The 25,940-nt window shown below is 70.8% G+C and carries 20 protein-coding genes and 1 pseudogene; 14 read left to right on the forward strand and 7 right to left on the reverse strand.

All coding sequences use genetic code 11. From position 1 onward, the window contains the following. Positions 1-573: 573 nt before the first annotated feature. The 4 genes from ACWCPI_RS08660 to ACWCPI_RS08675 all read left to right on the forward strand — a co-directional run bounded on the left by ACWCPI_RS08660 (position 574) and on the right by ACWCPI_RS08675 (position 6,250). The gene (locus ACWCPI_RS08660; protein WP_451037408.1) at positions 574-846 is read left to right on the forward strand and encodes a hypothetical protein; all 273 of its coding nucleotides are present in this window, start codon (positions 574-576) and stop codon (positions 844-846) included. Further along, positions 843-1,439, forward strand: a complete 597-nt coding sequence (locus ACWCPI_RS08665) for an RNA polymerase sigma factor (RefSeq protein WP_451037409.1) — start codon at positions 843-845, stop codon at positions 1,437-1,439. The genes ACWCPI_RS08660 and ACWCPI_RS08665 overlap by 4 nt, the downstream gene beginning before the upstream one ends. Positions 1,440-1,654: 215 nt before the next feature. Beyond that, positions 1,655-4,552 carry an ATP-binding protein gene (locus ACWCPI_RS08670; protein ID WP_451037410.1) on the forward strand — a complete coding sequence of 966 codons (2,898 nt, stop codon included), beginning with the start codon at positions 1,655-1,657 and terminating at the stop codon, positions 4,550-4,552. A 336-nt stretch (positions 4,553-4,888) separates the two neighbouring features. Beyond that, positions 4,889-6,250, forward strand: coding sequence for an alkaline phosphatase PhoX (locus tag ACWCPI_RS08675; protein WP_451037411.1), 1,362 nt, complete (start codon positions 4,889-4,891; stop codon positions 6,248-6,250). A 391-nt stretch (positions 6,251-6,641) separates the two neighbouring features. Here the strand turns inward: ACWCPI_RS08675 and ACWCPI_RS08680 are convergent, their stop codons facing one another. Beyond that, positions 6,642-6,965, reverse strand: coding sequence for a resolvase (locus ACWCPI_RS08680; protein WP_451037412.1), 324 nt, complete (start codon positions 6,963-6,965; stop codon positions 6,642-6,644). Positions 6,966-7,687: 722 nt separating this feature from the next. Here ACWCPI_RS08680 and ACWCPI_RS08685 point away from each other — a divergent pair. From ACWCPI_RS08685 to ACWCPI_RS08695, 3 genes are all read left to right on the forward strand, one after another. Then, positions 7,688-8,059: a DUF5133 domain-containing protein gene (locus ACWCPI_RS08685; protein WP_451037577.1), complete on the forward strand. Its 372-nt coding sequence runs from the start codon at positions 7,688-7,690 to the stop codon at positions 8,057-8,059. A gap of 341 nt (positions 8,060-8,400) precedes the next feature. Then, positions 8,401-10,824 carry a SpoIIE family protein phosphatase gene (locus ACWCPI_RS08690; protein WP_451037413.1) on the forward strand — a complete coding sequence of 808 codons (2,424 nt, stop codon included), beginning with the start codon at positions 8,401-8,403 and terminating at the stop codon, positions 10,822-10,824. A gap of 515 nt (positions 10,825-11,339) precedes the next feature. Then, positions 11,340-12,506 carry an alkaline phosphatase PhoX gene (locus ACWCPI_RS08695; RefSeq protein WP_451037414.1) on the forward strand — a complete coding sequence of 389 codons (1,167 nt, stop codon included), beginning with the start codon at positions 11,340-11,342 and terminating at the stop codon, positions 12,504-12,506. 162 nt (positions 12,507-12,668) lie between these two features. On the opposite strand, the pseudogene ACWCPI_RS08700 reads toward ACWCPI_RS08695, so the two are convergent. Continuing rightward, positions 12,669-12,809, reverse strand: a pseudogene (locus ACWCPI_RS08700) (CBS domain-containing protein); the annotation flags it as partial. Between the two features lie 227 nt (positions 12,810-13,036). On the opposite strand from ACWCPI_RS08700, the gene ACWCPI_RS08705 reads away from it, so the two are divergent. Further along, a complete protein-coding gene (locus ACWCPI_RS08705; protein WP_451037415.1) occupies positions 13,037-14,257 on the forward strand; it encodes a metallophosphoesterase in 1,221 nt (406 codons plus the stop codon). A gap of 349 nt (positions 14,258-14,606) precedes the next feature. Here ACWCPI_RS08705 and ACWCPI_RS08710 read toward each other — a convergent pair whose 3' ends face one another. Continuing rightward, a complete protein-coding gene (locus ACWCPI_RS08710; protein ID WP_451037416.1) occupies positions 14,607-15,572 on the reverse strand; it encodes a pirin family protein in 966 nt (321 codons plus the stop codon). Positions 15,573-15,700: 128 nt separating this feature from the next. Here ACWCPI_RS08710 and ACWCPI_RS08715 point away from each other — a divergent pair, with 128 nt between their 5' ends. The 3 genes from ACWCPI_RS08715 to ACWCPI_RS08725 are packed head-to-tail and all read left to right on the forward strand — an operon-like array spanning position 15,701 to position 17,099. Further along, a complete protein-coding gene (locus tag ACWCPI_RS08715) occupies positions 15,701-16,192 on the forward strand; it encodes a MarR family winged helix-turn-helix transcriptional regulator (RefSeq protein WP_451037417.1) in 492 nt (163 codons plus the stop codon). Next, complete coding sequence (locus ACWCPI_RS08720) at positions 16,189-16,701, forward strand: MarR family transcriptional regulator (RefSeq protein WP_451037418.1); 513 nt, start codon at positions 16,189-16,191, stop codon at positions 16,699-16,701. Before ACWCPI_RS08715 ends, ACWCPI_RS08720 begins: the two co-directional genes overlap by 4 nt. A 50-nt stretch (positions 16,702-16,751) precedes the next feature. Continuing rightward, positions 16,752-17,099: a tetratricopeptide repeat protein gene (locus ACWCPI_RS08725; RefSeq protein ID WP_451037419.1), complete on the forward strand. Its 348-nt coding sequence runs from the start codon at positions 16,752-16,754 to the stop codon at positions 17,097-17,099. Between the two features lie 78 nt (positions 17,100-17,177). Here ACWCPI_RS08725 and ACWCPI_RS08730 read toward each other — a convergent pair whose 3' ends face one another. Continuing rightward, positions 17,178-18,590, reverse strand: a complete 1,413-nt coding sequence (locus ACWCPI_RS08730) for a PepSY-associated TM helix domain-containing protein (protein ID WP_451037420.1) — start codon at positions 18,588-18,590, stop codon at positions 17,178-17,180. 147 nt (positions 18,591-18,737) lie between these two features. Between ACWCPI_RS08730 and ACWCPI_RS08735 the strand changes: the two genes are divergently transcribed. Together ACWCPI_RS08735 and ACWCPI_RS08740 are read left to right on the forward strand one after the other, a co-directional pair. Beyond that, a complete protein-coding gene (locus tag ACWCPI_RS08735; RefSeq protein ID WP_451037421.1) occupies positions 18,738-19,382 on the forward strand; it encodes a peptide deformylase in 645 nt (214 codons plus the stop codon). Positions 19,383-19,581: 199 nt separating this feature from the next. Further along, positions 19,582-21,168, forward strand: coding sequence for an ABC-F family ATP-binding cassette domain-containing protein (locus tag ACWCPI_RS08740; protein WP_451037422.1), 1,587 nt, complete (start codon positions 19,582-19,584; stop codon positions 21,166-21,168). A 69-nt stretch (positions 21,169-21,237) separates the two neighbouring features. On the opposite strand, the gene ACWCPI_RS08745 is transcribed toward ACWCPI_RS08740, so the two are convergent. Beyond that, on the reverse strand, positions 21,238-22,671 hold the full coding sequence (locus ACWCPI_RS08745; RefSeq protein ID WP_451037423.1) for a dihydrolipoyl dehydrogenase family protein: 1,434 nt from the start codon (positions 22,669-22,671) through the stop codon (positions 21,238-21,240). A 131-nt stretch (positions 22,672-22,802) separates the two neighbouring features. Between ACWCPI_RS08745 and trxA the strand changes: the two genes are divergently transcribed. Beyond that, the gene (gene trxA / locus ACWCPI_RS08750) at positions 22,803-23,189 is read left to right on the forward strand and encodes a thioredoxin (protein WP_451037424.1); all 387 of its coding nucleotides are present in this window, start codon (positions 22,803-22,805) and stop codon (positions 23,187-23,189) included. A 56-nt stretch (positions 23,190-23,245) separates the two neighbouring features. Here the strand turns inward: trxA and ACWCPI_RS08755 are convergent, their stop codons facing one another. Together ACWCPI_RS08755 and ACWCPI_RS08760 are read right to left on the reverse strand one after the other, a co-directional pair. After that, on the reverse strand, positions 23,246-24,682 hold the full coding sequence (locus ACWCPI_RS08755) for a benzaldehyde dehydrogenase (RefSeq protein WP_451037425.1): 1,437 nt from the start codon (positions 24,680-24,682) through the stop codon (positions 23,246-23,248). 30 nt (positions 24,683-24,712) lie between these two features. Further along, positions 24,713-25,891 carry a 4-hydroxybenzoate 3-monooxygenase gene (locus ACWCPI_RS08760; RefSeq protein WP_451037426.1) on the reverse strand — a complete coding sequence of 393 codons (1,179 nt, stop codon included), beginning with the start codon at positions 25,889-25,891 and terminating at the stop codon, positions 24,713-24,715. Between the last annotated feature and the right edge of the window lie 49 nt (positions 25,892-25,940).

Raw genomic sequence — 25,940 nt, forward strand, 5'->3', positions numbered from 1 at the left:
GACCGCAGATGCACTGCCCGCGTCGAGCTTTGCTCCGATGAACCCGGAACTCACTGCTCCGAGTTGCAGTCACCGCCGAAGAGCAGGCGTCCACGAGTGGCGTCATCCAGGCCGGCCGCGTGCGTGATGGTCACCTCGTTCTGTGAGAAAGGTGCGCAGCCCGGGGGCGCGGGGCCGCTCGCACGCGCCCGCAACGCCGACCGGCACCGAACCAACCACCGGCGCGCCCACCGTCACCGCCGACGGCCTCATCTACATCAGGTGACACCCCACCCCGCGAGGGCAGCAGCGCCGCGCCAGAGGATTCGGCCGGCCCGACCAAGATGCAGGCGCGCCGAACCCTCGCAGGTGCGGTACACGGCTCTGGTTCTGGACGTTGCAATGGGAGGCCGTTACCCGTAGACGCGCAGCACCAACAGCCACCGCGCCTGCCCGCAGATGGCCGGGACCGACCGTCCACGCCTACACGAGTGTTCGAATCCGATCGCAGGCCGGGGTGAACCCTGCCGTAACGTGTCCGCCTGGCTGTTGACGTCGGCTAAACACTTCCGGTGGGGCGACAGATGAACAGGTATGAACGCCATCACAGCCCTGGTTCAAGGGTGGGCAGTTGAGGGGACAGCCTTCGTGCGGCACGTGTTGCCATGGCAGTCCGCCTACTGCGTCTTGCTCATCGTTGGAGTGCTGAAATTCCTTTCGGAGAGGTCGCGCCGCAAGACCCTGCTGGCCATCACCACGCAGGCGCCGCCCGGCACCGTAGTGACGCAGGAGGGTGGCATGGGCGGGCCGGGAATGTTGATTCAGGTCGGAGGTGGGGCAGTGTCGCTTCCGGAGCGGGACTCATGACGCCTCGAATCCCGGCGCATCACTGGGATGAGATTGCGGTCCTGTACATGAAGTTCCGCGATGCCATGGTCAAATTCGCGGACCGGCTGCTTGGTGGCAAGCTTCATATGGCTCGGGACCTGGTTCAGGAGACGTTCAAGGCCGCTGCCTTGCAGTGGGGCACTTTGCGCACCCGAAGCGAGTGCAGTCAACGGGCGTGGCTGTACCGAGTGCTGAAGAACAAGGTCTTCGACCAGTGGGGAGCAGCCAGACGCTACGTAGAGAGCGTCAGCGGCCAGGACAGGGTGTCCGACTTGGATACGCCGCGTACGGCGATCTCCAATCTCCTCTTGCAGAAGTGCTGGAAGGTCGTCGACAGCATGCCTTGTGCTCAGCGACGGGTGGCACTGCTGAAGTGGCAGGGCCAGTGGACCAACCGTGAGATCGCCGCACACCTGGACATCGCTCCGAGCACCGTACGGGTCCATCTGAGCAACGCGCGGAACACGCTGGTCGCGGAACTGGGGGGCGAGGTCGTCTTCCCGTCCGAGTGGAGGGACGATCCAGGAGAGGAGGCAACGGGATGGGGAACGGCCGGGCTTGGTCAGGCGTGACCAACCCCCCGTCGAGGGCCGGCGTGTCCGTCAGGGCTGACGACCTTCTCAAGCAACTCGACCGTGCAGTGGATGCGCAGGCTCCGACACAGAGTGCTTTTGAAGGCTTGAAGGAGTTGAGGGAGTGGATGGCCGAGGAGGAGCCGTCCCCCCAGGGGCAATTCGAGCGGTCGGCGCTGTCTTCCCGGGATCGGCGATATGACGCGGCCAGGCATATGGCGCATGAGCTGCGGTTGCCGACCACCGAGAACTGCCTGTTGCTGGAGCGCCAAGACGAGTTTCGTGCGATCGACGAAGCGTTGACGGAGCTGGGCAGAACCACCGAGGGTGTGGGGCGACCGCGGCGTACCGGGCTGCTCGCCTTCACCGGCCCGGCCGGACTGGGCAAGACGGCGCTCATCGCGGAAGCGCGTGCACGGGCCGCGGCACACGGGTTCACGGTGTTGTCGGGCGAGGGCGGCGAGACGGAGCGGGAGTCCGCGTTCCGCGTGGTGCGCCAGGTGGTGCAGCCCGCCCTGGCAGCGATGGACGAGGCGGAGCACCGTGTCTTCCTGGGTGGTTGGTACGACATCGTCGCCGCCGCACTCGGACTCAAGGCGCCAGACCCCACTCGGGCACCGGACCCGACCGGGGTGCGCGACGGCCTGGACTGGGTCATGACCCGCCTCACGGTCATGAAGGCACCCGTCGTCCTGCTCCTGGACGACATGCAATGGGCCGACATCGAATCTCTGAACTGGATCGCTTCCTTCGCCCCACGAGCCGAAGACCTCCCCCTGCTGATCGTCGTCGCCTACCGGCCGGACGAACTGCCGTCGGAGGGGACCACCTTCCGCGCGCTCATCGAGCATCACAGGAACCGCCCCTACGCCCTGAAACCACTCACGGCGTACGGCGTGGCACGAATCATCAGGGAGAAGGTGGGCGAGGGAGCCGAGGATGAGTTCTGCCAGGAATGCTGGATGGTGACCGGAGGGAGTCCCTTCGAGGTCGTCGAACTCGCCATTCGGCTCGGCGAACGGCAAGTAGCGGGCACACACGACGAGTTGCCCGTGGTGCGGGATGTGGCCTCGGCGATCAGGGGCCGCGGACTGATCGAGCGACTGCAAGGGCTCGGTGCGGCGACCGTCCGCTTCGCGTGGGCCGCCGCTGTTCTGGGTACCCCCAGCTCGCCGGACCTCACGGCTGCCCTCGCCGTCCTCGACAGCGAGGAGGCCGCCGAGGCGATCGGGACATTGCGCGCCGCGCGAATCCTGACCGACGCCCCCGGACAGGGCGGTGACCTGGAGTTCGTACATCCGCTGATCGCCTCGACGATCTACCGGTCCATTCCCTCGGCCCTGCGAATCGGTCTGCACCATTACGCGGCAGACGCTGTGCGCGCCGCGGGGTTCGGCGCCACCGCCGCTGCCCGGCATCTGCTGGAGGTGCCCTGCGAGGGCAGCCCCGAAGCAGTCGAATGGCTGCGGGATGCCGCGCGGGAGTACCTTCACGCGGGGGCGCCGGAGGCCGCCCGGCGCGTGCTGACCCGGGCGCTGCGGGAGCCGCCCCTCCCGCAGGACCGTGCGGCGCTCCTCCACGAACTGGCCTGCTCGACCTCCCTGATCGACCCCAGTGCCACGATCCGTCATCTCCGGGAAGCTCTGTCGGAACCCGGAGTCGACCCCGAGCTGAGGGCCTCCATGGTCCAACGGCTGATGCAGGCGCTGGCCCACACCGACCAGGTGGCCGAGGCGGCAGCCCTGGCCGCCGACGAGGCACGGCACGCGACCAACCCACGCATCCGGCTGCGTATGCAGGCCGATCACTTCCTTTGGAGCGCGCTCCGCGCCGACGAGCCCGACTCGTCCGCCCGCTCACGCCGGCTGGCGCGGCTGGCCGAGCGCCTGACCGGCCGCGGTCCGGAGGAGCGCTACATCCTGGGCCTGCGAGCCTGGGACGCCATGATGCGCGGCGAGCCGCGGCAGACCGTCCTCTCCCATGCCGAGGACTCCCTGCGCGGCGGACTGAGCTGGACTGATGAGAACCGTGGCTTCGAGGTACCCGTTTCCGTCGCCCTCGTCTTCATGTACTGCGACCAGCCACGGCGGGCCGAGGAACTGTTCGTCGAAGGGATGGCCGAGTGCGAGGCCAAAGGCTGGCGCGGCTCCCACCTGGCTGTCGGACAGGCCCTCTTGGCCTACATCCGCTACCGCCGCGGCTGCCTCACCGATGCGGAGGCACTGGTACGGGAGGGCCTGCGCACCGCCGACCGAGTGGAAGGCGCGGTGCCCGCCCAGTGGTTCGCCATCGGCATCCTCATCCAGACCCTTGTCGCCCGCGGGCGCACGGCCGACGCGCGTGAGCTCGCCGATTCCTACCGCTTTGGCGAGGCGGTTCCGAATGCCGTCGTCTACCCGGATCCCCGCACGGTGTATGCCGAACTGCTCCTGACCGAGGGGCGGCAATCCGAGGCCGAGCGCATCCTGTCGGACGTCGGGGAATGGCTGGAGTCACGGAACTGGCGGAACCCGACCTGGTGCCCCTGGCAGCTGCACCTGGCTTCCACTCTCGCCTCCACCGATCCCGACCGGGCGGTCCGCCTGGCCCGGGAGGCCGTCGAACGGGCCCGGTACTTCGGTGCGGCGTCCGCGATCGGCCAGGCACTCCACACCGAGGCCGGAGTGACCGGCGGGTCGGCGGCACTCGACCTGTACGCCGAGGCCGTCGACCACCTGGAACGTTCCCCCGCCACGTACGAGCTGGCTCGTGCCCTGGTCGGATACGGCGCGGCCCTGTCCCGGAACGGACACCTGCAAGAGGCCGCGGACCGCCTCTACCAGGGTCTGGAAGCAGCTGTCCACTGTGGCGCCGAGTCGCTGGCCGACCACGCCAGAAAGGAACTCTCGGCGGCTGGACTGCGGCCGCTGCGCCGTGCGCAGAGGGACGCACTCACCGCTCACGAACGACGCGTTGCCGAATTGACGGCGCAAGGCCACCCAGCAGCGGTAGTCGCGAAGGAACTGCGCATCACCGAACATGGTGTGAAGCGACTACTCTCCTCCGTCTACCGCAAGATCGGCACCGACAACACCGGTCTCGCCAGAGACCTCAGTGCTCTCTCCCGCTTGTAACGATGCCACGCAGCGCCCGTCGCCCCCGTGGGTGGGTCCGAAAGTGGGCACCGCGCGACGCGTGCCTGTGGTCCGGGCGGGGCAACTCGATCACCTGGCTGTTCCCTCTGCTCGTGCACTCGACGGACGAGGCAGATCAGTCCGTCAGGTCTTGTGCAGGTGGACGACTCCGCAGAGAACCCCGACGGAAGGTAGGTGACGAGGGGGTGCCAGAGGTGGGGTTGCAAGAGGTTCTCCCAACGCTCATTTTCCGTTGGGAATCGGACGAAGGAATCGCTTCTAGGGTGATCGCGGCCGCCCCCCGGTTCTTCCCGTTCGTTGCACGAGAGGACTCCCATGACAGGCACGCCCGCCGGAAGACCGACCAGCGGTCCCGGTTTCGAACGACGCACCCTCCTGCGCGGAGCAGCGGTGGCCGCGGCAGCATCCGTCCCCTTCCAGGCCCTCGCCGCGCGCTCGGCGGCGGCGGCCCCGGTCAAGCTCGCATTCGATGCCGGATACGGCCCGTTGAGCCCGGTGAAAGACCAGGCGACCGGCCTGGAACTGCTCCACCTGCCGCGCGGCTTCGAGTACATCTCCTACGGGTGGACGAACGACCTCATGGACGACGGGGTGCGCACCCCGGGTTCGCACGACGGCATGGCGGCCTTCCGCTACGGCGACAAGGTCCACCTCGTCCGCAACCACGAGCGCGGCGCCGGCCCCGCCTTCACCGCCCCCGCCTACAACCCCGAGGCCGGTGGCGGCACCACCACCCTGGTCTTCGACCCGGACGCCGGCCAGTGGCTGGAGTCCTACGGCAGCCTCGGCGGCACCATCCGCAACTGCGCCGGCGGTCCCACCCCGTGGAACACCTGGCTGACCTGCGAGGAAACCTTCTCCACGACGGCTGGACAGCGCCACGGCTACATCTTCGAGGTGGCCTCCCAGGGCAAGGGCAACCCCGAGCCCTACAAGGCCATGGGCCGCTTCAACCACGAGGCCATCGCCATCGACCCGGCGACCGGCTACGTCTACGAGACCGAGGACCGCGGCGACGCGTCCTTGTACCGCTTCGTCCCGGCGGTCCCGGGCGACCTGTCCAAGGGCGGCCGGCTGGAGGCCCTGCGCATCGGCAGCGCGTCGTACGACACCCGGCTCGACGGCGATAAGGCGTACGGCACCGTCTCCTGGGTGCCCGTGGAAGACGTCGACCCGGCGGCGGACACGGTGCGGCATCAGGCGCAGGCTAACGGTGCCGCGGTGTTCAGCCGCCTGGAGGGTGCCTGGTACGGCAACGACCGCATCTACGTCATCACCACCGACGGCGGCCCCGCGCGCCAGGGTCAGGTCTTCGAACTCGACCCGGCCACGGACGAGTTCCGGGTGCTGTTCGCCTCGCCCGGCGCGGAGGTCCTCAACGCGCCGGACAACATGTGCGTCAGCCCGCGCGGCGGCCTGGTGCTCTGCGAGGACGGCGGCGGCACCGAGTACGTCCACGGCCTGACCGTGGAGGGCGAAATCTTCCGCTTCGCCGCCAACAACGTTGATCTGCGCGGTGGGACGGCGGGCAAGAACGTTGCGGCGGCCGACCACCGGGGCTCGGAGTGGGCGGGCTCGGTGTTCGAGCCGAAGAACGGCAACTGGCTGTTCGTGAACATCCAGACCCCGGGCATCACGTTCGCGATCACCGGGCCCTGGCTCCGGGGCGCCTTGTAACGGTCAGCAGGCAACGAGGGACGCGTCGAGGACTGCACAGCCCGGACCGCTGTCCGCGGCGGCCCAGCATCTCCAGGTCGAGGTGGCGGCGGGCTCGACGCGCTCCCTCAACGCCCGTGCGGCGCGCTCCTCAGGCTCGCCTGCTCACTGATCCGCCGAGACCGCCTGCGATCCCGAAGCGTCTCAACGTCCTGGATCAACCGCTTCCACTCTGCCGAGGAAGTCCTCCAGAACCCGACGGTAGCGGTCCGGGCGCTCTCTTCGAAGACCACCCACTCGGCGCCCCGGATCCCCTCGGCGACGGGGCGGACCGTGTCCGGGGTCGTCACGTCGTGGCGTCCGGACGTGACGAGCACCGGCAGGGCCAGCTCACCGAGGCGTCCCAGAACGATCATGGGCCGGTCGGCGCGAGCGCGCTGACCCGGTTCTCGTACTCGCGGCGGGCCTTGCGCTGAGCCGGGACCGCCGGGGTGCCCTGGCCGCCGTCGAGCGGCTGGCAGAGGGCGAGGAGCCGGCGGTGCACGATCGGGACCGCGGTGACGCGCAGGGTGTACCCCTGGCCGCGCCGCACGACCACTCCCTGGTCGAGCGCGGCCCGCTCGGCGGGCTCCAGGTCGGCGGCGCGGAGGAAGTCGGCGACCTTGCCGGGCATGTCGAGGCTGACCAGCAGCTCCGGGGCCGGGGCGTCCTCCTCGGCGGCGGTGTGGCCGGGCATGAGGTCTGCGACCGGCCGTGCGGATCGCGCCGCGGCTGACGCCGTGGTCGCGGGCGGGCTGCTCCCATCGCGCCCCGCCCCAGCTGCTCGTCGAGCTGGTCAGATCCGCCACAAGCGCGTGCACATCCAGCCTTCCCCCAAGGGCACTGCATGCTCCACGCCGGAAATGATCCGCATGTACAGAATTTTCCCGATACGTTCCGCAGCGCACAGAAGCGCAGACATCCGGCCTCGGCCGGCCCGACGCCAAGCCCGGCTTCGACTGCGGGCGAGCCGGAGGCGGGGCCAGGCGCACTGCGCGCGGGGCAGGCAGGAGACGGGGGGAATGCCCCTGCCTGCCCCTGCGACGAGTACCCGCTCACGGGGGAAAGCGGGCCTCACGGGGCCGCACTCGCAGCCCGTCCAGTACAGCGCGCCGGACACTGCAGGTGTCACATCTGGAGTTCTCCCGGCCGGCATTCTCGACCGCGGCCGCCGGAGAGCGTGCCCGACATGATCAACGGGTTCGATGCTGCGACTTTGACACGGTGGATACTTCGCCGTGTACGGACGGGCCGGTGAGGGCGCCGACCTCAGAAAACCCTTGGTCGCCGAGGGGAACCAGGGGCCATCTGCCATGGCAGCCGATCACCGGCGTCAGGATGCGGCACTCACCGACGGCTGCGACCGTACGAGGGAAGGGGGTAGCCCGCACGGGCTGGACGGAAGGGGAAGCAACGATGATGACGGCGCACCCTCCGCTCCTGCGCGAACTGGTCACACAGTGCGAGACGCTCAGGCGCCGCCTGGCCGCCGACCACAACGCCGAGACCGCCCGCGAACTCGCGGATGCCACCTACACACTCTGTGTCATCACAGGCACGCGCCAACTGGACGCAGCGCAGTCCGTCGCCCGCCGCCAGTTGACCGAGGCCGTGCGACGGGAGCAGCCCCTCCACCGCTGGCTATCACCCCGTCCAAAACGGGCAGGTCAAGACTGCAGACACGTTCATCCGGCGTGGCGGTGGAGTGGCGGAACTACGCCGAGCAGATGGCTCTGCTCGCGAGGGATCTGCTGGCAGGACAGGCAACCGACGCACCACGCCGGTAGGTGAGACCGGCCTCGCTCCTCCCTGACCGGCGGCGCGGGCCAACGGGCTGGAGCACCGGCTCCTTCGCGCCCCGTGAATGCCGTGGCCATACGGCTGCACGGAAGGACGAAGGAGCAAGGTTCTCCCCTGACGGCCGTCTCCGCATGCACGCACCCTCGGACAGGGGGAGGCTATGGGGAGGGCGGAAAACCGATCACATACCCGCCCGAAGAGAGTGTGGTCGACGGGCGTGTCGACACACACCGGTATCGCTGCTCCTTCCAGAGCCCGGGTGGGCGACGGCCATGGCCCCTGGGCAGGGTCGGCAAGCGTGGACGAGGTGATGTCCGGCAGTGGAGAAGCGGGTGACGCAGCTCAGCGAGAGCGATGACGATCCGCTCGGCTTGCACCTGGCTGCCCTGGCAGTGCTCGACGACCAAGGAACCGTGGTCGCATGGAGTCGGCGGGCCCAGGACCTGATCGGCTATCCCAGCCCTGACGTGATCGGTCGCTCGGCGTTCGAGGTTCTGGTGGATCCGGGCGATCTGCCGCCCGTCAGGGATGCCGCGCTGCGCTGCAGGAGATCCGGCGGATGGTTCGGGCTGCTTCCCGTGCGGCATCGCAGCGGGCATCTGGTGGACTTGGGACTGAGGGTCTCCGCCCTTTCGCGTGACCATCTCCGCGAGTGGTTTCTCGCCGGAGCGCCTGCAGCTGACGTCCTGGAATGGCAACGGGACCGCGCGGTCCTCGACGGGCTGTACCGCCGGTGCCCCATCGGCCTGGCCGTGCACAGCCCCGACATGAGGATTGTGCGGGTCAACCGTGCGATCGAACGGTTCACCGGCGTTGCGGCCGCAGACTTCCGGGGCCTGCCCACCGGCGAAATGCTCATCCCCGAGGACGCGCGCAAGGCCGTGGACCGGGTGCGCCAGGTGATCCGGACGGGGAGACCGCAGGTCCACTCGGAACAGCACGTGCGCCTGGAACGGGACCCGGCGCGCGAGCGCGTCGCATCCGTGTCGTCCTTCCCCATGGAAGATGCCTCCGGCCAGATCCTGGGCGTGGCCGAGATGATCGAAGACATTACCGAACGCCACCGCGCCCAGCACCGACTCGCGCTCCTCGCCGAAGCCGGCACCCGCGTCGGCACGGCCCTGGACGTGGGACAAACCGCCCGGGAACTCGCCGGCGTATTCGTCCCCCACCTCGCCGACCACTCAACGGTGGACCTGTTGCAGCCGGTCACCCGCGGCGAGGAGCCGACGCCCGCCTCATCAGGGTCCGTGGTGCGGCTGGGTTCATTCAGCGTCGGCGCGCACGAACCCGACGCGCGCGACCCGCGGGGCGAGCCGATCGAGTACCCACCGGACACGCCCCAGGCCAGATGTCTGGCCAGCGGCCGCCCCGTGCTGGAACCGGTGCTGGTCTCCGACCGGCTGTCCCGCAAGCCGGCGGGTCGGCCTGTTCCGGGACCCGGCGCACACACCCTGATCGTTGTGCCACTGGCGGCACGGGGCCTGGTCCTGGGCGTGATGAGCCTGTGGCGTTCGCGCCGCCCGGATCCGTTCGAATCCGACGATCTCACCCTGGCGCAGGAACTCGCCTCGCGCGCGGCCCTGTCAATCGACAACGCCCGTCGCTTCGCTCAGCAACAGCAGACCGCGTTCGCCTTGCAGAGCAGCCTGCTGCCCAGTGCGGTGCCGCAGCAGTCGGCCATCGAGGCGGTGCCCCGCTATCTGCCGGCCGGGGCGGGCCCAGGCCTGGGCGGCGACTGGTTCGATGTCATCCCCCTGTCCGGAGCGCGGGTCGCCCTCGTCGTAGGCGACGTGGTCGGCCGCGGTCTGCACGCCGCCGCCACCATGGGCCGACTGCGTACCGCGGTCCACACCCTGGCCAGCCTGGACCTGGAACCGGACGAAGTGCTCTCCCGCTTGGACGACCTCGTCAACCTGCTGGCAGCCGAACGGGAGGCGGCCGACGAACGGCCGGTGACTCAGCATGTCCTCAGCGCCACCTGCCTGTACGCCGTCTACGACCCCGTCTCACGCCGGTGCTCCGCGGCCCGCGCCGGCCATCCGCCGCCGGTGGTGACCACCCCGGACGGGCAGGCGAGCCTGCTCGACCTGCCCGCCGGCCCGCCGCTGGGTCTGGGCGGTCTGCCTTTCGAGGCCCTGGAGTTCGAAATCGCCGAAGGAAGCCTGATCACGCTCTACACCAACGGACTGATCGGTGAGCGGACCATGGACGCCGACCAGGCCCTGGCACGACTGTGTGCAGCCCTGACCCGCCCGGCGGACCCTCTGCAGGAAACGTGCCAGGCGGTCGTGGACACCCTTGTGCCCGCCCGCCCGGCCGACGACATCGCGCTGGTCATCGCTCGCACTCGGGTGCTGCGGGGACACAACGTCGCGTCCTGGCGGCTGCCCCGGGAGGCCGACGCGGCAGCTCGGGCCAGAGCACTCGTCAGCGGCAAGCTGACCGAATGGGGACTGCTGCACCTCGTGTTCACCACTGAGTTGATCACCAGCGAACTCGTCACCAACGCCTACCGCTATGCCGGCGGCCCCATGACGCTGCGGCTCATCCGCGAACGCTCTCTGATCTGTGAAGTCAGCGACGCCAGCCACACCTCACCGCACCTGCGCCGCGCCGGCACCGCCGACGAAGGCGGGCGCGGCCTGTTCCTGGTGGCCCAGATGGCCGACCGCTGGGGTACCCGCTACAGCCGCGAAGGCAAGACGGTCTGGACGGAACAGGCACTGCCGGAGGGGAAACTCTCCCAGGCGTGAGGTCCACTGACATGAGGTCCTGCGGCGCTATGCCCGCAGGGCGCCCCGCCAACGCGCGAGGCGGCCCATATCGCGGCACGTCAGGCAACCGCCGCCATCAGGCATTCCCACGCCGAGCCCGCCGCGGTGGGCGTTCTCCCTGACCGGGGAACATCAGTCGGGTTGCGCGGCGACGCCGTGATCGCACAGCTACTGAGGCCGGCTCGCCCCCGGTGGGGCGGCAGCGTGGACGCCTCCGGCTCACGCCGAGGCGCAGACGCTGGTGACGTCTCCGGATTCCTCAACACTCGCCGGCGCGCCCGGGCAAGGGACCTTCATCACTTGGTCCACAAAGCTTTCCTGATCGTTCATTTGGTGCCGGACTGATCGTTTCTGCACCAAAACTACTCACCGGTTGGCCGGACAGAGTTGGCCCACGGGACCCTGACCCTCACCGGCCAAGAGCCCTACGGTCCCTGTGACCAGTCGGCGACGCCCAACGACTCACTGTCGCCCTTCTTGTCGAAGGAGTAGCTGTGGAACGTCGCAACTTCCTGCGTGGTGCCGTGTTCGGCACCTCGGCCGCCGTCTTCGGCGGCACCCTCATGCGCGGCGCCGCCTACGCGGCCCCGGCCCAGAACGGCACCAGCCCCTACGGCGGTCTGCTGGCCGCCGACGCCAACGGGATCATGCTGCCGTCCGGCTTCAGCAGCAGAGTCATCGCCCGCTCCGGTCAGACGGTGCCCGGCACCTCGTACACCTGGCACAACGCCCCCGACGGCGGCGCCTGCTTCGCCGACGGCACGGGATGGATCTACGTCTCCAACTCGGAGATCTCCTCCACCGGAGGCGCCGGCGCCGTCAAGTTCAACTCCTCGGGCACCGTCACCGGCGCCTACCGCATCCTGTCCAACTCCAACCGCAACTGCGCGGGCGGCGCCACCCCGTGGAACACCTGGCTGTCCTGCGAGGAGGTGTCCCTCGGATACGTCTACGAGACCGACCCGTGGGGCGTGAAGGCCGCCGTCCGCCGCTCCGCGATGGGCCGCTTCAAGCACGAGGCGGCCGCCGCCGACCCGGTCCGCAAGGTGATCTACCTGACCGAGGACGAGTCCGACGGCTGCCTCTACCGGTTCGTCCCCACCACCTGGGGCGACCTGTCCTCCGGCACACTCCAGGTCCTCAAGGCCGGTACCGCCACCTCCGGCTCGTTCACCTGGGCGAACGTGCCCGACCCCGACGGCTCCCCCACCGTCACACGCGACCAGGTCGCCGGCGCCAAGATCTTCAACGGCGGCGAAGGCTGCCACTACGCCAACGACACCGTCTGGTTCACCACCAAGGGCGACAACCGCGTCTGGCAGCTCAACCTGCTCAACAGCACCTACGAACTCGCCTACGACGACAACCTGGTCACCAACGGCACCGCACCACTGACCGGCGTCGACAACGTCACCGGCAGTTCCTCCGGCGACCTGTTCGTCGCCGAGGACGGCGGCAACATGGAGATCTGCATCATCACCCCCGACGACATCGTCGCCCCCTTCCTGCGCATCACCGGCCAGTCCAGCTCCGAAATCTGCGGCCCGGCCTTCTCCCCCAACGGCCGGCGCCTGTACTTCTCCAGCCAGCGCGGCACGTCAGGCAGCTCCTCCGGCGGCATCACCTACGAGGTCACCGGCCCCTTCCGCACTTCGGCCTGATCGCAATCCGGTGACCGGTCGGGGCGGCGCAGCGAGTCCCGTCCCGGCCGTCACCGGACCTTCACCAGGGATATCCGCCCGACATCGAAGGCCGGTTGCCGTCGAAATAGGCGGCAACCGACCGTCAGGACAAGGCGGCCCTTGGCCGTGCCAATCCAGAGGCAGATCGTCCAGGCTCACGATGCCGGTGAGCCGGCCGGAGGCGTCACGGACCACGGCGAGCGAGGCCCGGCGGCGCAGCAGGTCGATCGCGTCGGCGACCGTGGCGTCCTCGGTCAGCTCGGGCACCGGCCGGGCCGGAGCAGGGGTGGGAGATCGCGGGCTTGAACACCGAGCCCAGGCCCAGCGTGCACACGGTGATGCCCGGTGGGGCACCGGCCGGCCTGGTGCCCGTGGCCGCCGCAGGTACGTTCAAGTGCCCTGCGTCGACCGCCGGTTCACGTGCCGGAGTCGCGCAGCAGTGCGTAACGCGAGCCCGAGGACGACCGGATACCCTGCGCGAGACAGCAGCCTGGTCAGGGAGCGGAAGCGTGACAGACACCAGCGACACCCGACCCGCCGACAGTGCCACGCGGGCTCCGCGGCAGAGCCTGCTGCACCGCCTGATGCGCTACATCCCCTTGATCGCCCCAGTCCTGCTGTGGACCGTGCCCTGCTGGGTGCTCCTGTACTCCGGCCAGCACTGGCCGCTGCCCGTCACGCTGGTCGGCACCGTCCTGTTCGTCCTCGGCCTCATATGTATGCCGCTCGCGATGGTGCGCGGCCACGGCCGGCGTCAGCAGGACCGGGCGGCGATCCTCGGTGACACCCTGCTGGGCACGATCTGGGTTCTGTTCACCTGGTCCGTTCTGCTCGGCGTCTTCTTGCGGCTCGCCCTGACCGTGGCCGGCGTCGGTGAGAGTCAGGACCGGACACGCATCGTGACGTGGGCCGTTCTCTGCGTGACCGCCGTACTACTCGCCTGGGGGTACGCCGAAGCCCGCCGCGTGCCACGGGTGCGACGACTCGACGTGCAACTTCCACGGCTGGGCGCCGGGTTGGACGGCCTCCGCGTCGTCCTCATCACCGACACGCACTACGGCCCGCTCGACCGCGCCCGCTGGTCGGCACAGGTGTGCGAGACGGTGAACACCCTGGAAGCCGACCTGGTCTGCCACACCGGCGACATCGCGGACGGCACGGCCGAACGCCGCCGCGCCCAAGCCGTCCCACTCGGAGCAGTGCGGGCCGCCCATGCCCGGGTCTACGTCACCGGCAACCACGAGTACTACAGCCAGGCCCAGGGCTGGGTCGACCTGATGGACGAGCTGGGCTGGGAGCCGCTGCGCAACCGCCATCTGCTGCTTCACCACGGAGGCGACACCCTCGTGGTCGCCGGCGTGGACGACGTCACCGCCGAATCCTCCGGCCTGGCAGGCCACCGCGCCCACCTCGCCGGAGCCCTGCACGGCGCCGACCCCGACCTCCCCGTCCTGCTCCTGGCACACCAGCCCAAGTTCGTCGACCGGGCGGCAGCCGCCGGCATCGACCTCCAGCTCTCCGGCCACACCCACGGCGGCCAGATCTGGCCCTTCCACCACCTGGTCCGCCTCGACCAGCCCGCCCTCGCCGGCCTCAGCCACCACGGCACCCGCACCCTCCTCTACACCAGCCGCGGCACCGGCTTCTGGGGACCGCCGTTCCGTGTCTTCTCCCCCAGCGAGATCACCCTGCTCGTGCTCCGCTGCCCCTACCTGCCCACTTCGCCGTAGCACTGGGCGGGCCGACACATCCGCTTGGATCAGTCCCACGCGCCGAGGAGTGCGGCGTCGACGGAGGACCAGTCCCGTCTCGTTGAGGGCAAGATGTGGACCGTTCCAGGGCCGACGACTCCAACGAGCCACATGGCCACGTTTCACACAGGTCAGCATCAGTCCGGGCACCACCGAACCTGCACACGTCTACGCAAGCGCCGAAGCTGGGAGAAGAACCTCGCACACCGACGCACCGGCTTCAGCCGGCCGGGCCGTTCGGAGGTGTTCCGGCAGACGGCCGGAAGGCAGGAGGAATGACCCGACCGCCTTCCGCCGGCGGTCACCACCACAGAAGCCTTCCCGCAGATCAGCGCACCCTTCCCCGCGGCTTCAACGGCACCGGCGGCAGCTCCGGTGCGGGCAGTGGTGCCCCGTCGTACCCCTTCACCTCCCCGAACCGCGTCCCTTCCATCCAGTCCCGCCGTGCCTGCTCGATCTCTTCCTGGGTGCGCCCGATCCAGTTCCAGAACATGATCAGCTCCTCCTCGAAGGGCTCGCCGCCCAGGAGCATCAGGTCGGCGTCCGACTCGGCGCGCAGCGGGAGTTCGGTGCGGCCGCAGCCGAGGTAGAGCATGGAGCCGGGCAGCACCGGGACGCCGTCGACGTGGGCCTCGCCGGACATGGACAGGACGGCGTACTCGAAGTCGGGCTCCAGCGGGAGGCGTACGTCGGCACCGCGCGAGAGGGTCAGGTCGGCGCCGACGATCGGCGTGTACGTCGTCCCGGGCGAGGTCGCGCCGTCCAGGCCGCCGAGGATCAGGGTGGCCCGCAGGCCGGGTGCCGTGACGACCGGCAGCTCGGCGTGGTGCTCGAAGTGCGGGTCGGTGTGGCGGTGGCTGTCCGGGAGGGCGACCCACAGCTGGGCGCCGTGCAGGAAGCGGGCATGGGACCTCGGGCTCTCCTCGGAGTGGCTGATCGCCTTGCCGGAGGTCATCAGGCCCAGTTCGCGCGGGTGGATGGTCTGCAGGCTGCCGGTGGAGTCGCGGTGCAGCACCTCGCCCTCGTGCAGCCAGCTCACCGTCTGCAGGCCCATGTGCGGGTGCGGCGGAACCTGCATACCGGGCTCGTCGGCGATGTCGTCGGGGCCGTAGTGATCGACGAAGCACCAGGCGCCGACCATGCGCCGGCCGAGGTTGGGCAGCAGGCGACGGACTTCGGTGGACTCGCCGAGCTTGACGTGGCGAGGACTGAGGAGTTCGCGTACGGGTTCCGCCACGACGAAACCCCGGCCACCGCAGATGGCGGGCGCCGGCTCGCGATCAAGATTGCTCATGGCGCCCAAACTAGCCCCGCCGGGGCCACCACGTCAGTCCGTCACTCGGGGCCGTCTCGATGCGATTCCGGGAACAGCAGGCATGGATATAGTAGCCATGGATATAGTATCCATGTACCGTATCGGCCATGAGCAAGGGTTCCGAGAACGTCTCCCCCGGGTTCCTGGTGTGGCGCCTGTCCACGAAGTGGCGGGTCGCGGTCGACCGGGCCGTGACCCCGCTGGGGCTCACGCACGCGCAGTACGCGCTGGTGGCCTCGCTGTACGGCATGCAGCGCCGGGGAGAGCGGCCCAGTCAGCGCCGCCTGGCGGACCACACCGGGCTGGAGCCGCTGTACGTCTCCAAGCTGGCGCGGTCCCTGGAGGCCGCCGGCCTCCTCGAACGCGCGCGGGATCCCCGCGACCCCCGCGCCGTACAGCTGGCCCTGACCGAACAGGGCCGTGAGCGGACCCGGCAGGCGATCAGGGTCGTCCAGGGGCTCCTCCAGCAGCTGCTCGCACCCCTCGGCGGCCTGGACAGTGCGCGTACACGGGAGTTCACGCGCGAGCTGGCCACCTTGCTCGACGCCCCCCTGGATCCGTTCACCACGGACAGCGACCTTGACAAGGAGCAGTCATGAGCGCCACCGCTTCCACGCCCGCCTCCACGCCCGATTCCCCTCCCACTTCCGCCTCCGCTTCCGCTCCCCCGCTCAACCCCCGCGTCATAGCCCTGGCTCACTACGCGAGCCGGGCGCTCCTGGAGAACGTGCTGGGCCGGCACGGCGCGACCTTCCAGCAGTCCGTCACCCTCCGGCTCGTCGCCGTCGCCGGGGAACCGGTCGAGCGGGGCGAGCTCGTCGACGGTGTGGTCGGCGCGCTCAAGATCGACCGGGCGGAGGCGCACTCCGTGGTCGACGAGCTGATCGCCGCGAGGCTGCTGGCCGGTCCGGAGCCGTCCCGGGTACGGATCACGGACGCCGGACGGGAGCTGTACGCCAGGACCACCGCCGAGACCGCCCCCGTCACCGCCCGGATCTACGCCGGCCTCCCGGCGCAGGACCTGGCCGCCGCGGGGCGCGTCCTGACCCTCGTCACGGAGCGGGCTAACGCGGAACTCGCCGCCCTGGCGGACACCCCGGCCCCGTAGTGGAATATCGAACCACCCATGTCCGTTGAGGGCCGCACAGGAGGTCAGCAGTGGACATGACGTACTACGACCACGGAACACCGGCCGAGCGCTGGGAGCGCGCGCAGATGTTCTTCGACGCCAAGGACTACGCCGCCGCCGCGCGTGTCCTCGGCCGGCTGGTCGAGGAGGTGCCGGAGCAGACCGGGCCTCGGCTGTTGCTGGCGCGCGCCTACTACCACTCGGCCCAACTCCGGCGCGCGGAGAGCGAGTTGCGCGTGATCATCGAGAACGACCCCGTCGAGCAGTACGCCCGGCTGATGCTGGGCCGCACCCTGCAGCGGCAGGGGCGCCAGGAGGAGGCGGAGCCGCACCTGCGCCTCGCCTCCGCGCTGGCGGGCGACTTCGAACAGCTCTGAGCGAGGCGGCGCCGAACAAGGTCAGGGGCCCGGATCCCCCCGGAACCGGGCCCCTGCGTCCATCCGGCCGCCAGATGCCTAACCGGCCGCCTGACCCGCCCCGGCCGGCCTGCGCCGCCCCCGCCGACGGGCGACCTCCCCGAGCACCACGTCCACCACGACGAACGCGGCCAGCGAGATGCCGAGCAGCGGCACCAAGTAGCCGACGACGGCGACGACCGCCACCAGCGGCACCAGGATCTGCGGGGGCACCTGCTGCCAGGCGCCGCGCGGGACGGGCCGGCCGAAGGCGGACCCGCGGCCCCGCTGCCACCACATGCGGTAGCCCCACACGATCAGCAGGATCAGCGACAGCGCGAGCAGCATCAGGGCGATCTGGTTGGCCAGACCGAACAGGACCCCCGTGTGCAGGTCGATGCCCCAACGGGTCAGCTTGGCGAGCACGGGGTAGTCGGCGAACCGCAGCACGTCGATGACCTCGCCGGTGGCCGGGTCGATCGCGGCCGAGTCCTGCTTCGTGGGCCAGCTGCGCTGCACCTGCTTCACCACGTACGCGGACGAGGTGTCAGCGGGCGGCACGATCTCCACGGGATCGCCCAGGCCCTCGGCGCGCGCGGCCGAGAGGACCTTGTCGAGACCGACGCCGTGCTCACCGCTTCCTCCGGAGCCGGCTGCGGCGCCGTGACCACCGTGGTCGCCGCCCGCCGAGGCCGAGAGGGACGGGGTGGCCTGGCCGAGGGAGGTGCGCAGCTCGTCGATGTTCGCGCCGGCGTAGGCCGACCAGGTCAGCCCCGTCGCCGAGAGGAAGAGGAACCCGATGGCGGCCCAGACGCCGACGGTGCCGTGCAGGCCGAGCGTGCGGCGCCGCCCGCTGGTGCCGCGCACCTTGCGCAGGGCGCGGCGGCGGGAGAACCACAGCACCAGGCCGCCCGCCGCGATCACCCACAGCCAGCTCGCGGCGAGCTCGCTGTAGAGGCGGCCGGTCTCGCCGAGGTGCAGGTCGCGGTGGAACTCGTCGATCCAGGTGCGCAGGGGCAGCGCGCCGGTCGAGCCGTACTGTTCGAGGGCACCGCGCACCTCGGCGGTGTACGGGTCGACGAACACCGCGAGTGTGTGGTCGGCGGCGACGCCCTTCACGCCGGACAGCATGACCCTGGTGGACGCGTCGTCCTGCGGGGAGGGGCGTATCGCCGAGATCGTGCCCTCGGGGTGGGCCTTGCGGGCGGCGGCGACCTGTTGGGAGATCGGCAGCTTCTCGTCACCGACCGGGACCGTCATCTCGTGGGCGTACGCGAGCTTCTCGGCCTGAAAGGCGCCGGCGTACAGAAAGCCGGTGGCCGCGGCGAGGAGCAGGAACGGGGCGACGAGTACTCCGGCGTAGAAGTGCAGACGCAGGATCAGCGGGCGCAGCGGTGCCCATCTGCTGGGCGAGGACGGCGGGGCGTCGGGCTGCGCCGCCTCCTCCGTGGTGGTCGTGTCAGCGGTGGGCATGGGCGGCTTCTCCGGAGAGCGGGGACGTTTTCTGTGCAGTGGCGGTCCAGTAGTCGGGTGAAGAGGGCGTCGAGTTCCCGGCCTTTCAAGTGGCGTGCGTCACAAGGGAGTCGGCCGGGGGCGCGCGCGCCATGGCATGCTGGCGTGATGGCAGTTCCGAGTGAGCGCGCACCCCTGGCCGAGCAGGTCGAGCAACTCCTGGCGGAAGAAGGCCCCTTGGCGGTCGTGGCGGCCGGCGACCCGGTGCTGCGGCGCCCCAGTGAGCCTTTCGAGGGTCAGTTGGGCCCGGCGTTGCTGTCCCGCTTCGTCGAGGCGCTGCGCATCACGATGCACGCGGCGCCGGGCGTCGGCCTCGCCGCACCGCAGGTGGGTGTGCCGCTGCGGATCGCGGTCATCGAGGACCCGGCACCGGTACCGCAGGAGGTACGGGTGGCCCGGGGACGGGAGCCGCAGCCGTTCCGGGTGCTGGTGAACCCCTCGTACGAGCCCGTCGGCACCGCTCGTGCCGCGTTCTTCGAGGGATGTCTGAGCGTCCCGGGTTATCAGGCGGTGGTGGCCCGGCCCGCCGAGGTGCGGCTCACGGGCGCGGACGAGCACGGGCGCGCGGTCGACGAGGTGTTCAAGGGCTGGCCCGCCCGCATCGTGCAGCACGAGACCGACCATCTCGACGGCACGCTGTACCTGGACCGTGCCGAGCTGCGCTCACTCACGTCGAACCAGGCGCTGGTCGAGCGCTGGGCACAGCCCACGCCGGTGCGGGCCGCGGAGGCGCTCGGCTTCGAACTGCCGTAGCGGACGAGGAGAACGGCCGCCCGGCGGAGCAGACCCGCCGGCTGGATCACAGGCGCACGACGGCCGCGCGAGGAAAACCGCAGGCGCCGGGGACGGCTTCGCCCTTACCCTGAGCGCATGTCGACGCCCCGAATCTCCTAGCTGAGGACCCGCTTCCACGCCACCCGTGTGTCCTCTTGCTTGTTCGGAGCGTCTTCTCATGATCACCGCCAGTGCTGTCGACGTGCGCGTGGGCGCGCGTCTGCTGCTGTCCGGCATCTCCTTCCGCATCTCCCCCGGCGACCGCGTCGGCCTGGTCGGCCGCAACGGCGCCGGAAAGACCACGCTGCTGCACACCCTGGCGGGCACCCTGCGCCCCGCCGCCGGCACCGTGACCCGCACCGGCGACGTCGGCCATCTGCCCCAGGACTCCCGCGCCGCCGACCCGACGGTCACCGTCGCCGACCGCATCCTGTCCGCGCGGGGCCTCGACGAGGCCGTACGGGCCCTGCGCCGGGCCGAGGAGGCCATGGCCGACGGTACGCGGCGCGCGATGGACGCGTACGTGCGCGCCGAGGCCCGGTTCCAGTCCCGCGGCGGCTACGCCGCGGAGGCCGAGGCCGCCCGGGTGGCCGCGGGGCTCGGGCTTCCCGCCCGGCTGATGGACCGGCCGCTGGGCGCGCTCTCGGGCGGCCAGCGCCGCCGCGTGGAGCTCGCCCGCATCCTGTTCGCCGAGCACGGCACGCTGCTGCTGGACGAGCCGACGAACCACCTCGACGCGGAGTCGGTCGCCTGGCTGCGCACCTTCCTGACCCAGCAGCGCGCCGGGCTGGTCCTGATCAGCCACGACACCTCCCTCCTCGCGGAGACGGTGAACCGGGTCTTCCACCTGGACCCGGGGCGCGCCACGATCGACGTCCACAACACGGGCTGGGACGCGTATCTCGCCCAGCGGGAGGCCGACGAGCGGCGCCGGGCCCGCGAGCGGGCGAACGCCGAGCGCAAGGCGGCGTCGCTGCGCACGCAGGCCGACAGGATGCGCGCCCGCGTGTCGACGGCCGTCGCCGCGAGGAACATGGCCCGCCGTGCCGACCGCATGCTCGCCGGCCTCGAACCGGTCCGGCGCACCGAGCGGGTGGCCAGGATCCGGCTGCCCGAACCGGCGCCCTGCGGCCGCGTCCCGCTGGGAGCGGTCAGCCTCACCAAGGCGTACGACGGCCATCGCGTCCTGCGGGGCGTGGACCTGGCGGTCGACCGGGGCAGCCGTATGGTCGTCCTCGGCCCCAACGGTGCCGGGAAGACCACCCTGTTGCGCATCCTCGCCGGTCAGGACGGGCCCGACGAGGGCCGGGTGGTCCTTGGGCACGGGCTGCGCCTGGGCTACTTCGCCCAGGAACACGACACTCTGGAACCTGAGTTGACGGTCGGTGCGCAGTTGGCGTCCGCCGCACCGCACCTGTCCCAGGGTGAACTGCGGCGCGTCCTGGGCTCGTTCCTGTTCACCGGGGACGACGCCGACAAGCCGGTCGGTGTTCTCTCCGGCGGCGAGAAGACCCGGCTGGCCCTGGCGGGCCTGGTGCACTCGGGGGCGAACGTCCTGCTCCTGGACGAGCCGACCAACAACCTCGACCCGGCCTCCCGCGCCGAGGTCCTGGCCGCGGTGGGCACGTACCCCGGCGCGATCGTCATGGTCACCCATGACGCGGGCGCCCTCGCGGCGCTGCGCCCGGACCGGGTGCTGCTGCTGCCGGAGGCGGACGAGGATCTGTGGGACGAGGCGTATCTGGAGTTGCTGCCCGCCCGTTAGCGGGTCCCGGGCGCGACCGTCGGGCCTCGACGGCTCGGCGGTCGCGCCCGAACTCCCCGGTGGTGGAGGTCAGTTGTCCCGGTAGGACTCCAGCAGCCGCAGCCACACCTCACTGATCGTCGGATACGACGGAACGGCGTGCCACAGCCTGCTGATCGGCACCTGACCGGCGACCGCGATCGTCGCGGAGTGGATGAGCTCGCCGACACCGGGGCCGACGAAGGTGACGCCGAGGAGGATCTCGCGCTCCAGGTCGACCACCATGCGGGCACGGCCCCGGTAGCCGTCACCGTACAGGGAGGCCCCGGACACCGAGGCGAGGTCGTGGTCGACGGCGCGGACGCGGTGTCCGGCCTGCTCCGCCTCGGCCAGGGACAGACCCACCGCGGCGGCCTCGGGGTCGGTGAAGACGACCTGGGGGACGGCGCGGTGGTCGGCGGTGGCGGCGTGAGCGCTCCACGGGTCCGACTCCGGCAGGGAGACGCCGGAGGCCCGGGCGGCGATGGCCGCGCCCGCGATGCGGGCCTGGTACTTGCCCTGGTGGGTGAGGAGGGCCCGGTGGTTGACGTCGCCCACCGCGTACAGCCATTCGCTGCCGGTGACCCGAAGGCTGTCGTCGACCTCCAGCCACGAGCCGGGCTCCATTCCGACCGTGTCCAGGCCGATGTCGTCGGTGCGCGGGGCCCGTCCGGTCGCGAAGAGGATCTCGTCGGCCTCGATACGGTCGCCGGAGTCGGTGCCGACCACGACGATGCCGTCCTTCCGGGTCACCGACCGCACCGATGTCCCGGTGCGCACGTCGACGCCCGCCTCGGTGAGCGCCTCGGCGACGAGCTCACCGGCGAACGGCTCCATGCGGTTCAGCAGGCCCTTGCCGCGTACGAGGAGGGTGACCCGGGAGCCGAGGGCCTGGTACGCCGTGGCCATCTCGGTGGCGACCACTCCCCCGCCGACCACGACCAGCCGGCCGGGCACGGACTGGGCGCCGGTGGCCTCGCGGCTGGTCCAGGGCTTGACCTCGGCGAGTCCGGGCAGGTCGGGGAGGACGGCGCGGCTGCCGGTGCAGACGGCGACGGCGTGCCGGGCGGTCAGGACGTGCCGTACGCCGTCGGGGCCGGTCACCTCCACCGTGCGGGGCCCCGCGAGACGGCCGTGGCCGCGATGGAGGTCGGCGCCGATGCCGGTCAGCCATCCGACCTGCCCGTCGTCCTGCCAGTGCGAGGTGAACTCGTTGCGTCGGGCGAGGACCGCGGCCGCGTCGAGGGGCCCCTGCACGGACCGGCTCAGGCCCGGCAGGCGGCGGGCGTCGGCCCGGGCGATGACCGGGCGCAGCAGGGCCTTGCTGGGCATGCACGCCCAGTACGAGCACTCACCGCCGACCAGCTCGCTCTCCACGACCGCGGTGGAGAGACCGGCCGCCCGGGTCCGGTCGGCCACGTTCTCCCCCACGGGCCCGGCCCCGAGCACCACGACGTCGTACACGTTGGAATCCGTTTCCGTCATGGGGTCAGTCTTGCGGGTGGTGTGCGGCGTGGCCACACGGGTACGCGCGCCGGAACACGACGGAATACGCGGCCGCACGGCCATGTTGTCGACGACGGCTTCGCCCCTGACACCAGGAAGAGGAAATCGCCATGAGCAGCACCGTGGAGCTCACCAAGGAGAACTTCGATGAGACGGTCACCGACAACGAGTTCGTCCTGATCGACTTCTGGGCGTCCTGGTGCGGGCCGTGCCGTCAGTTCGCGCCGGTCTACGAGAAGGCGGCCGAGGAGAACCCGGACCTGGTGTTCGGCAAGGTGGACACCGAGGCCCAGCCGGAGCTGGCGGCCGCCTTCGGCATCCAGTCGATTCCGACGCTGATGATCGTCCGTGACCGTGTCGCGGTGTTCGCGCAGCCGGGTGCCCTGCCCGAGGCCGCTCTCGCGGACGTCATCGGGCAGGCCCGGAAGCTGGACATGGACGAGGTGCACAAGGCCGTCGCGGCCCAGCAGGCGCAGGCCGAGCCGAACGGTCAGTAGGCCGCCCTCCGGAAGAAGGCCGGCAGACCGCCTTCCGGAACGACCGGCAGACCGCCTCAGAAGGGGTACGCCGCCACGTCACCGCGCACCGTCGTCCAGCGCAGCTCGGTGAACGCCTCCAGGTTGGCATCGCCGCCGAACCGGGCGCCGGTGCCGGAGGCGGCGATGCCGCCGAAGGGGGCGACGGCCTCGTCGTTCACGGTCTGGTCGTTGATGTGCACGATGCCGGTCGGGACGCGCTCGGCCAGGTCGAGGCCGCGGGCGGCGTCGCGGGTGACGATGCCCAGGGAGAGGCCGTAGCTGCCGGCCGCGGCGAGGGCGGCGGCCTCGTCGGCACTGGTGAAGGGGCGTACGGGCGCGACCGGGCCGAACACCTCCTCGGCGTACGCGGGGGTCCCGTCGTCGACGCCGGCGAGCACGGTCGGCCGGTAGAAGAGCTGCTCGTGGGTGCCGCCCGCGGCCAGTTTGGCGCCGCGCGCGGTACTGGCCTCCACCAGGCCGTGCACCTTGCCCAGCTGACCGTCGTCGATGAGCGGGCCGAGGTGGACCTGGGCACGGTGCGGGTCGCCGACCGCGAGGGACTCGGCCTTGGCGGCGAGGCGCTCGACGTACTCCTCGTAGAGGGACTGGTGGACGAGGTGCCGTCCGGTCGTCATGCAGATCTGGCCCTGGTGGAAGAAGGATCCCCAGGCGGCCGTGGAGATCACCGCGTCGATGTCGGCGTCCTCCAGCACGATCAGGGCGGAGTTGCCGCCCAGTTCCAGATGCGCACGCTTGAGGTGGCGCCCGGCGGCCTCGCCGACGGCCCGGCCCGCGGCCGTGGAGCCGGTGAAGGAGATGACCGGCACGCGTGGGTCGGCGACCAGCGCCTGTCCCACGTCCGGGCCGCCCGGCAGGACGTGCAACAGCCCCTCGGGCAGCCCGGCTTCGGCGAACACCGCCGCGAGCGAGAGGCCGCCGCAGACCGCCGTGCGCGGGTCCGGCTTCAGCAGGACCGCGTTGCCGAGCGCGAGCGCCGGGGCGACGGAGCGGATGGAGAGGATCAGCGGGGCGTTGAACGGCGCGATCACGCCGACGACCCCGACGGGCACCCGGCGTGTGTAGGACAGTCGGGGCGCCTCGCTGGGCAGGACCTGCCCGGCCGGGCGGGAGGCGAGCGCGGCCGCCTCGTAGCACTCCTGGGCGGCGACGTGCAGCTCGAAGTCGGCTTTGCCGGGGATCGAGCCGGACTCGCGGACCAGCCACTCGCGCAGCTCGTCGGCGTGCGCGGTGAACAGGTCGCCGGCCTTGCGCAGCACGGCGGCCCGGACGAAGTGCGGCAGCCGGCCCCACTCGGACTGGGCGTCACGGGCGGTTCGCGCGGCCGTGCCGACGTCCTCGGCGTCGGCCAGGGTGACGGTGCCGAGCGGGTCACCGGTGGCGGGCTCGGTGACGGTGTACTCGCCTCCTGACAGGGAGCTGGAGTGCCAGGCCTTGGGGTCGAGCAACGGCATTGCGACTCTCCGTTCGATGACCGGCGGGACTCACACGGGGAGCGGAAGTCCCGCGTAGTTCGCCGCCAGTTCGGCGGCGGCGTGGCGGGATGCGATGACCCGGCGCAGCCGTGCGAGCTGCATCCGGTGGTCGAACGCGTCCCCATTTGGTTGAGCGTGCAACATCCTAGTCATGTCGTCCGAGAAACGGGTGGCCTGCCACACGCGTTGCAGACACAACTCGGAATACACGTCGAGGAGTTGTGACTCCCCTGTGCGGTGCAGCACGGTGAGGGCGCGAGCCAGCACCCGGATGTCCGACACCGCGAGGTTGAGGCCCTTGGCGCCGGTCGGCGGGACGATGTGGGCGGCGTCACCGGCCAGCAGCAGACGGCCGTGCCGCATCGGTTCGTGGACGTGGGACCGCATCGCCGTCACGGACTTGGAGGTGATGGGCCCGCGGCGCAGGGCCCAGTCGGCGTCGATCGCGAAACGGGCGTCCAGTTCGTCCCAGACCCGGCCGTCGGGCCAGTCACCGGGGTCGGTGCCGTTGGGGACCTGGAGGTAGAACCGGGACACCGACGGTGAGCGCATGCTGTGCGGCGCGAAGCCGCGGTCACCGCGCGCGTAGATCAACTCTTCGCAGGACGGCGGGACTTCGGCCATGACGCCGAGCCAGGAGTACGGGTACTCGTGGGCGTACGAGCGGCAGGCGCCGGCCGGGAAGGCGCGGCGGGAGACGCCGTGGAATCCGTCGCAGCCGGCGACCCAGTCGCAGGTCAGGGTCTGCTCGCGGCCTTGGTGCAGGAAGCGCACGACGGGCGCCTCGCTGCGCGCCCCCTCGACCGCGAGCGCCGCGGCCTCGAACAACAGCTGTGGCCCGTCGGCGAGTTGCAGGGGGACGAGGTCCTTCACGATCTCGGTCTGGGCGTAGATCGTGACCGTACGGCCACCGGTGAGGCCCGGGAAGTCGATGTGATGGCGTTCCCTGTCGAAGCGCAGCTCGATGCCCTGGTGCACCAGGCCCTCGGCGTCCAGCCGCTCGGCGGCGCCGGCCTCGCGCAGCGCGTCGACCGTGCCCTGCTCCAGCATCCCGGCACGCTGCCGCCGCTCGACGTACTCCCGCGTCCGGCGCTCCAGCACCGCGCAGTCGACACCGGCGCGGTGCAGCAGACGGGCGAGGAGCAGACCGGCGGGACCTCCGCCGATGATGCCGACCGTCGTACGCATGGCCACGCCTCCCTGGCTTCGACGGTACGTCGGCCGAACGCGCGCTGCC

Source organism: Streptomyces sp. NPDC001920 (genome assembly GCF_053594495.1).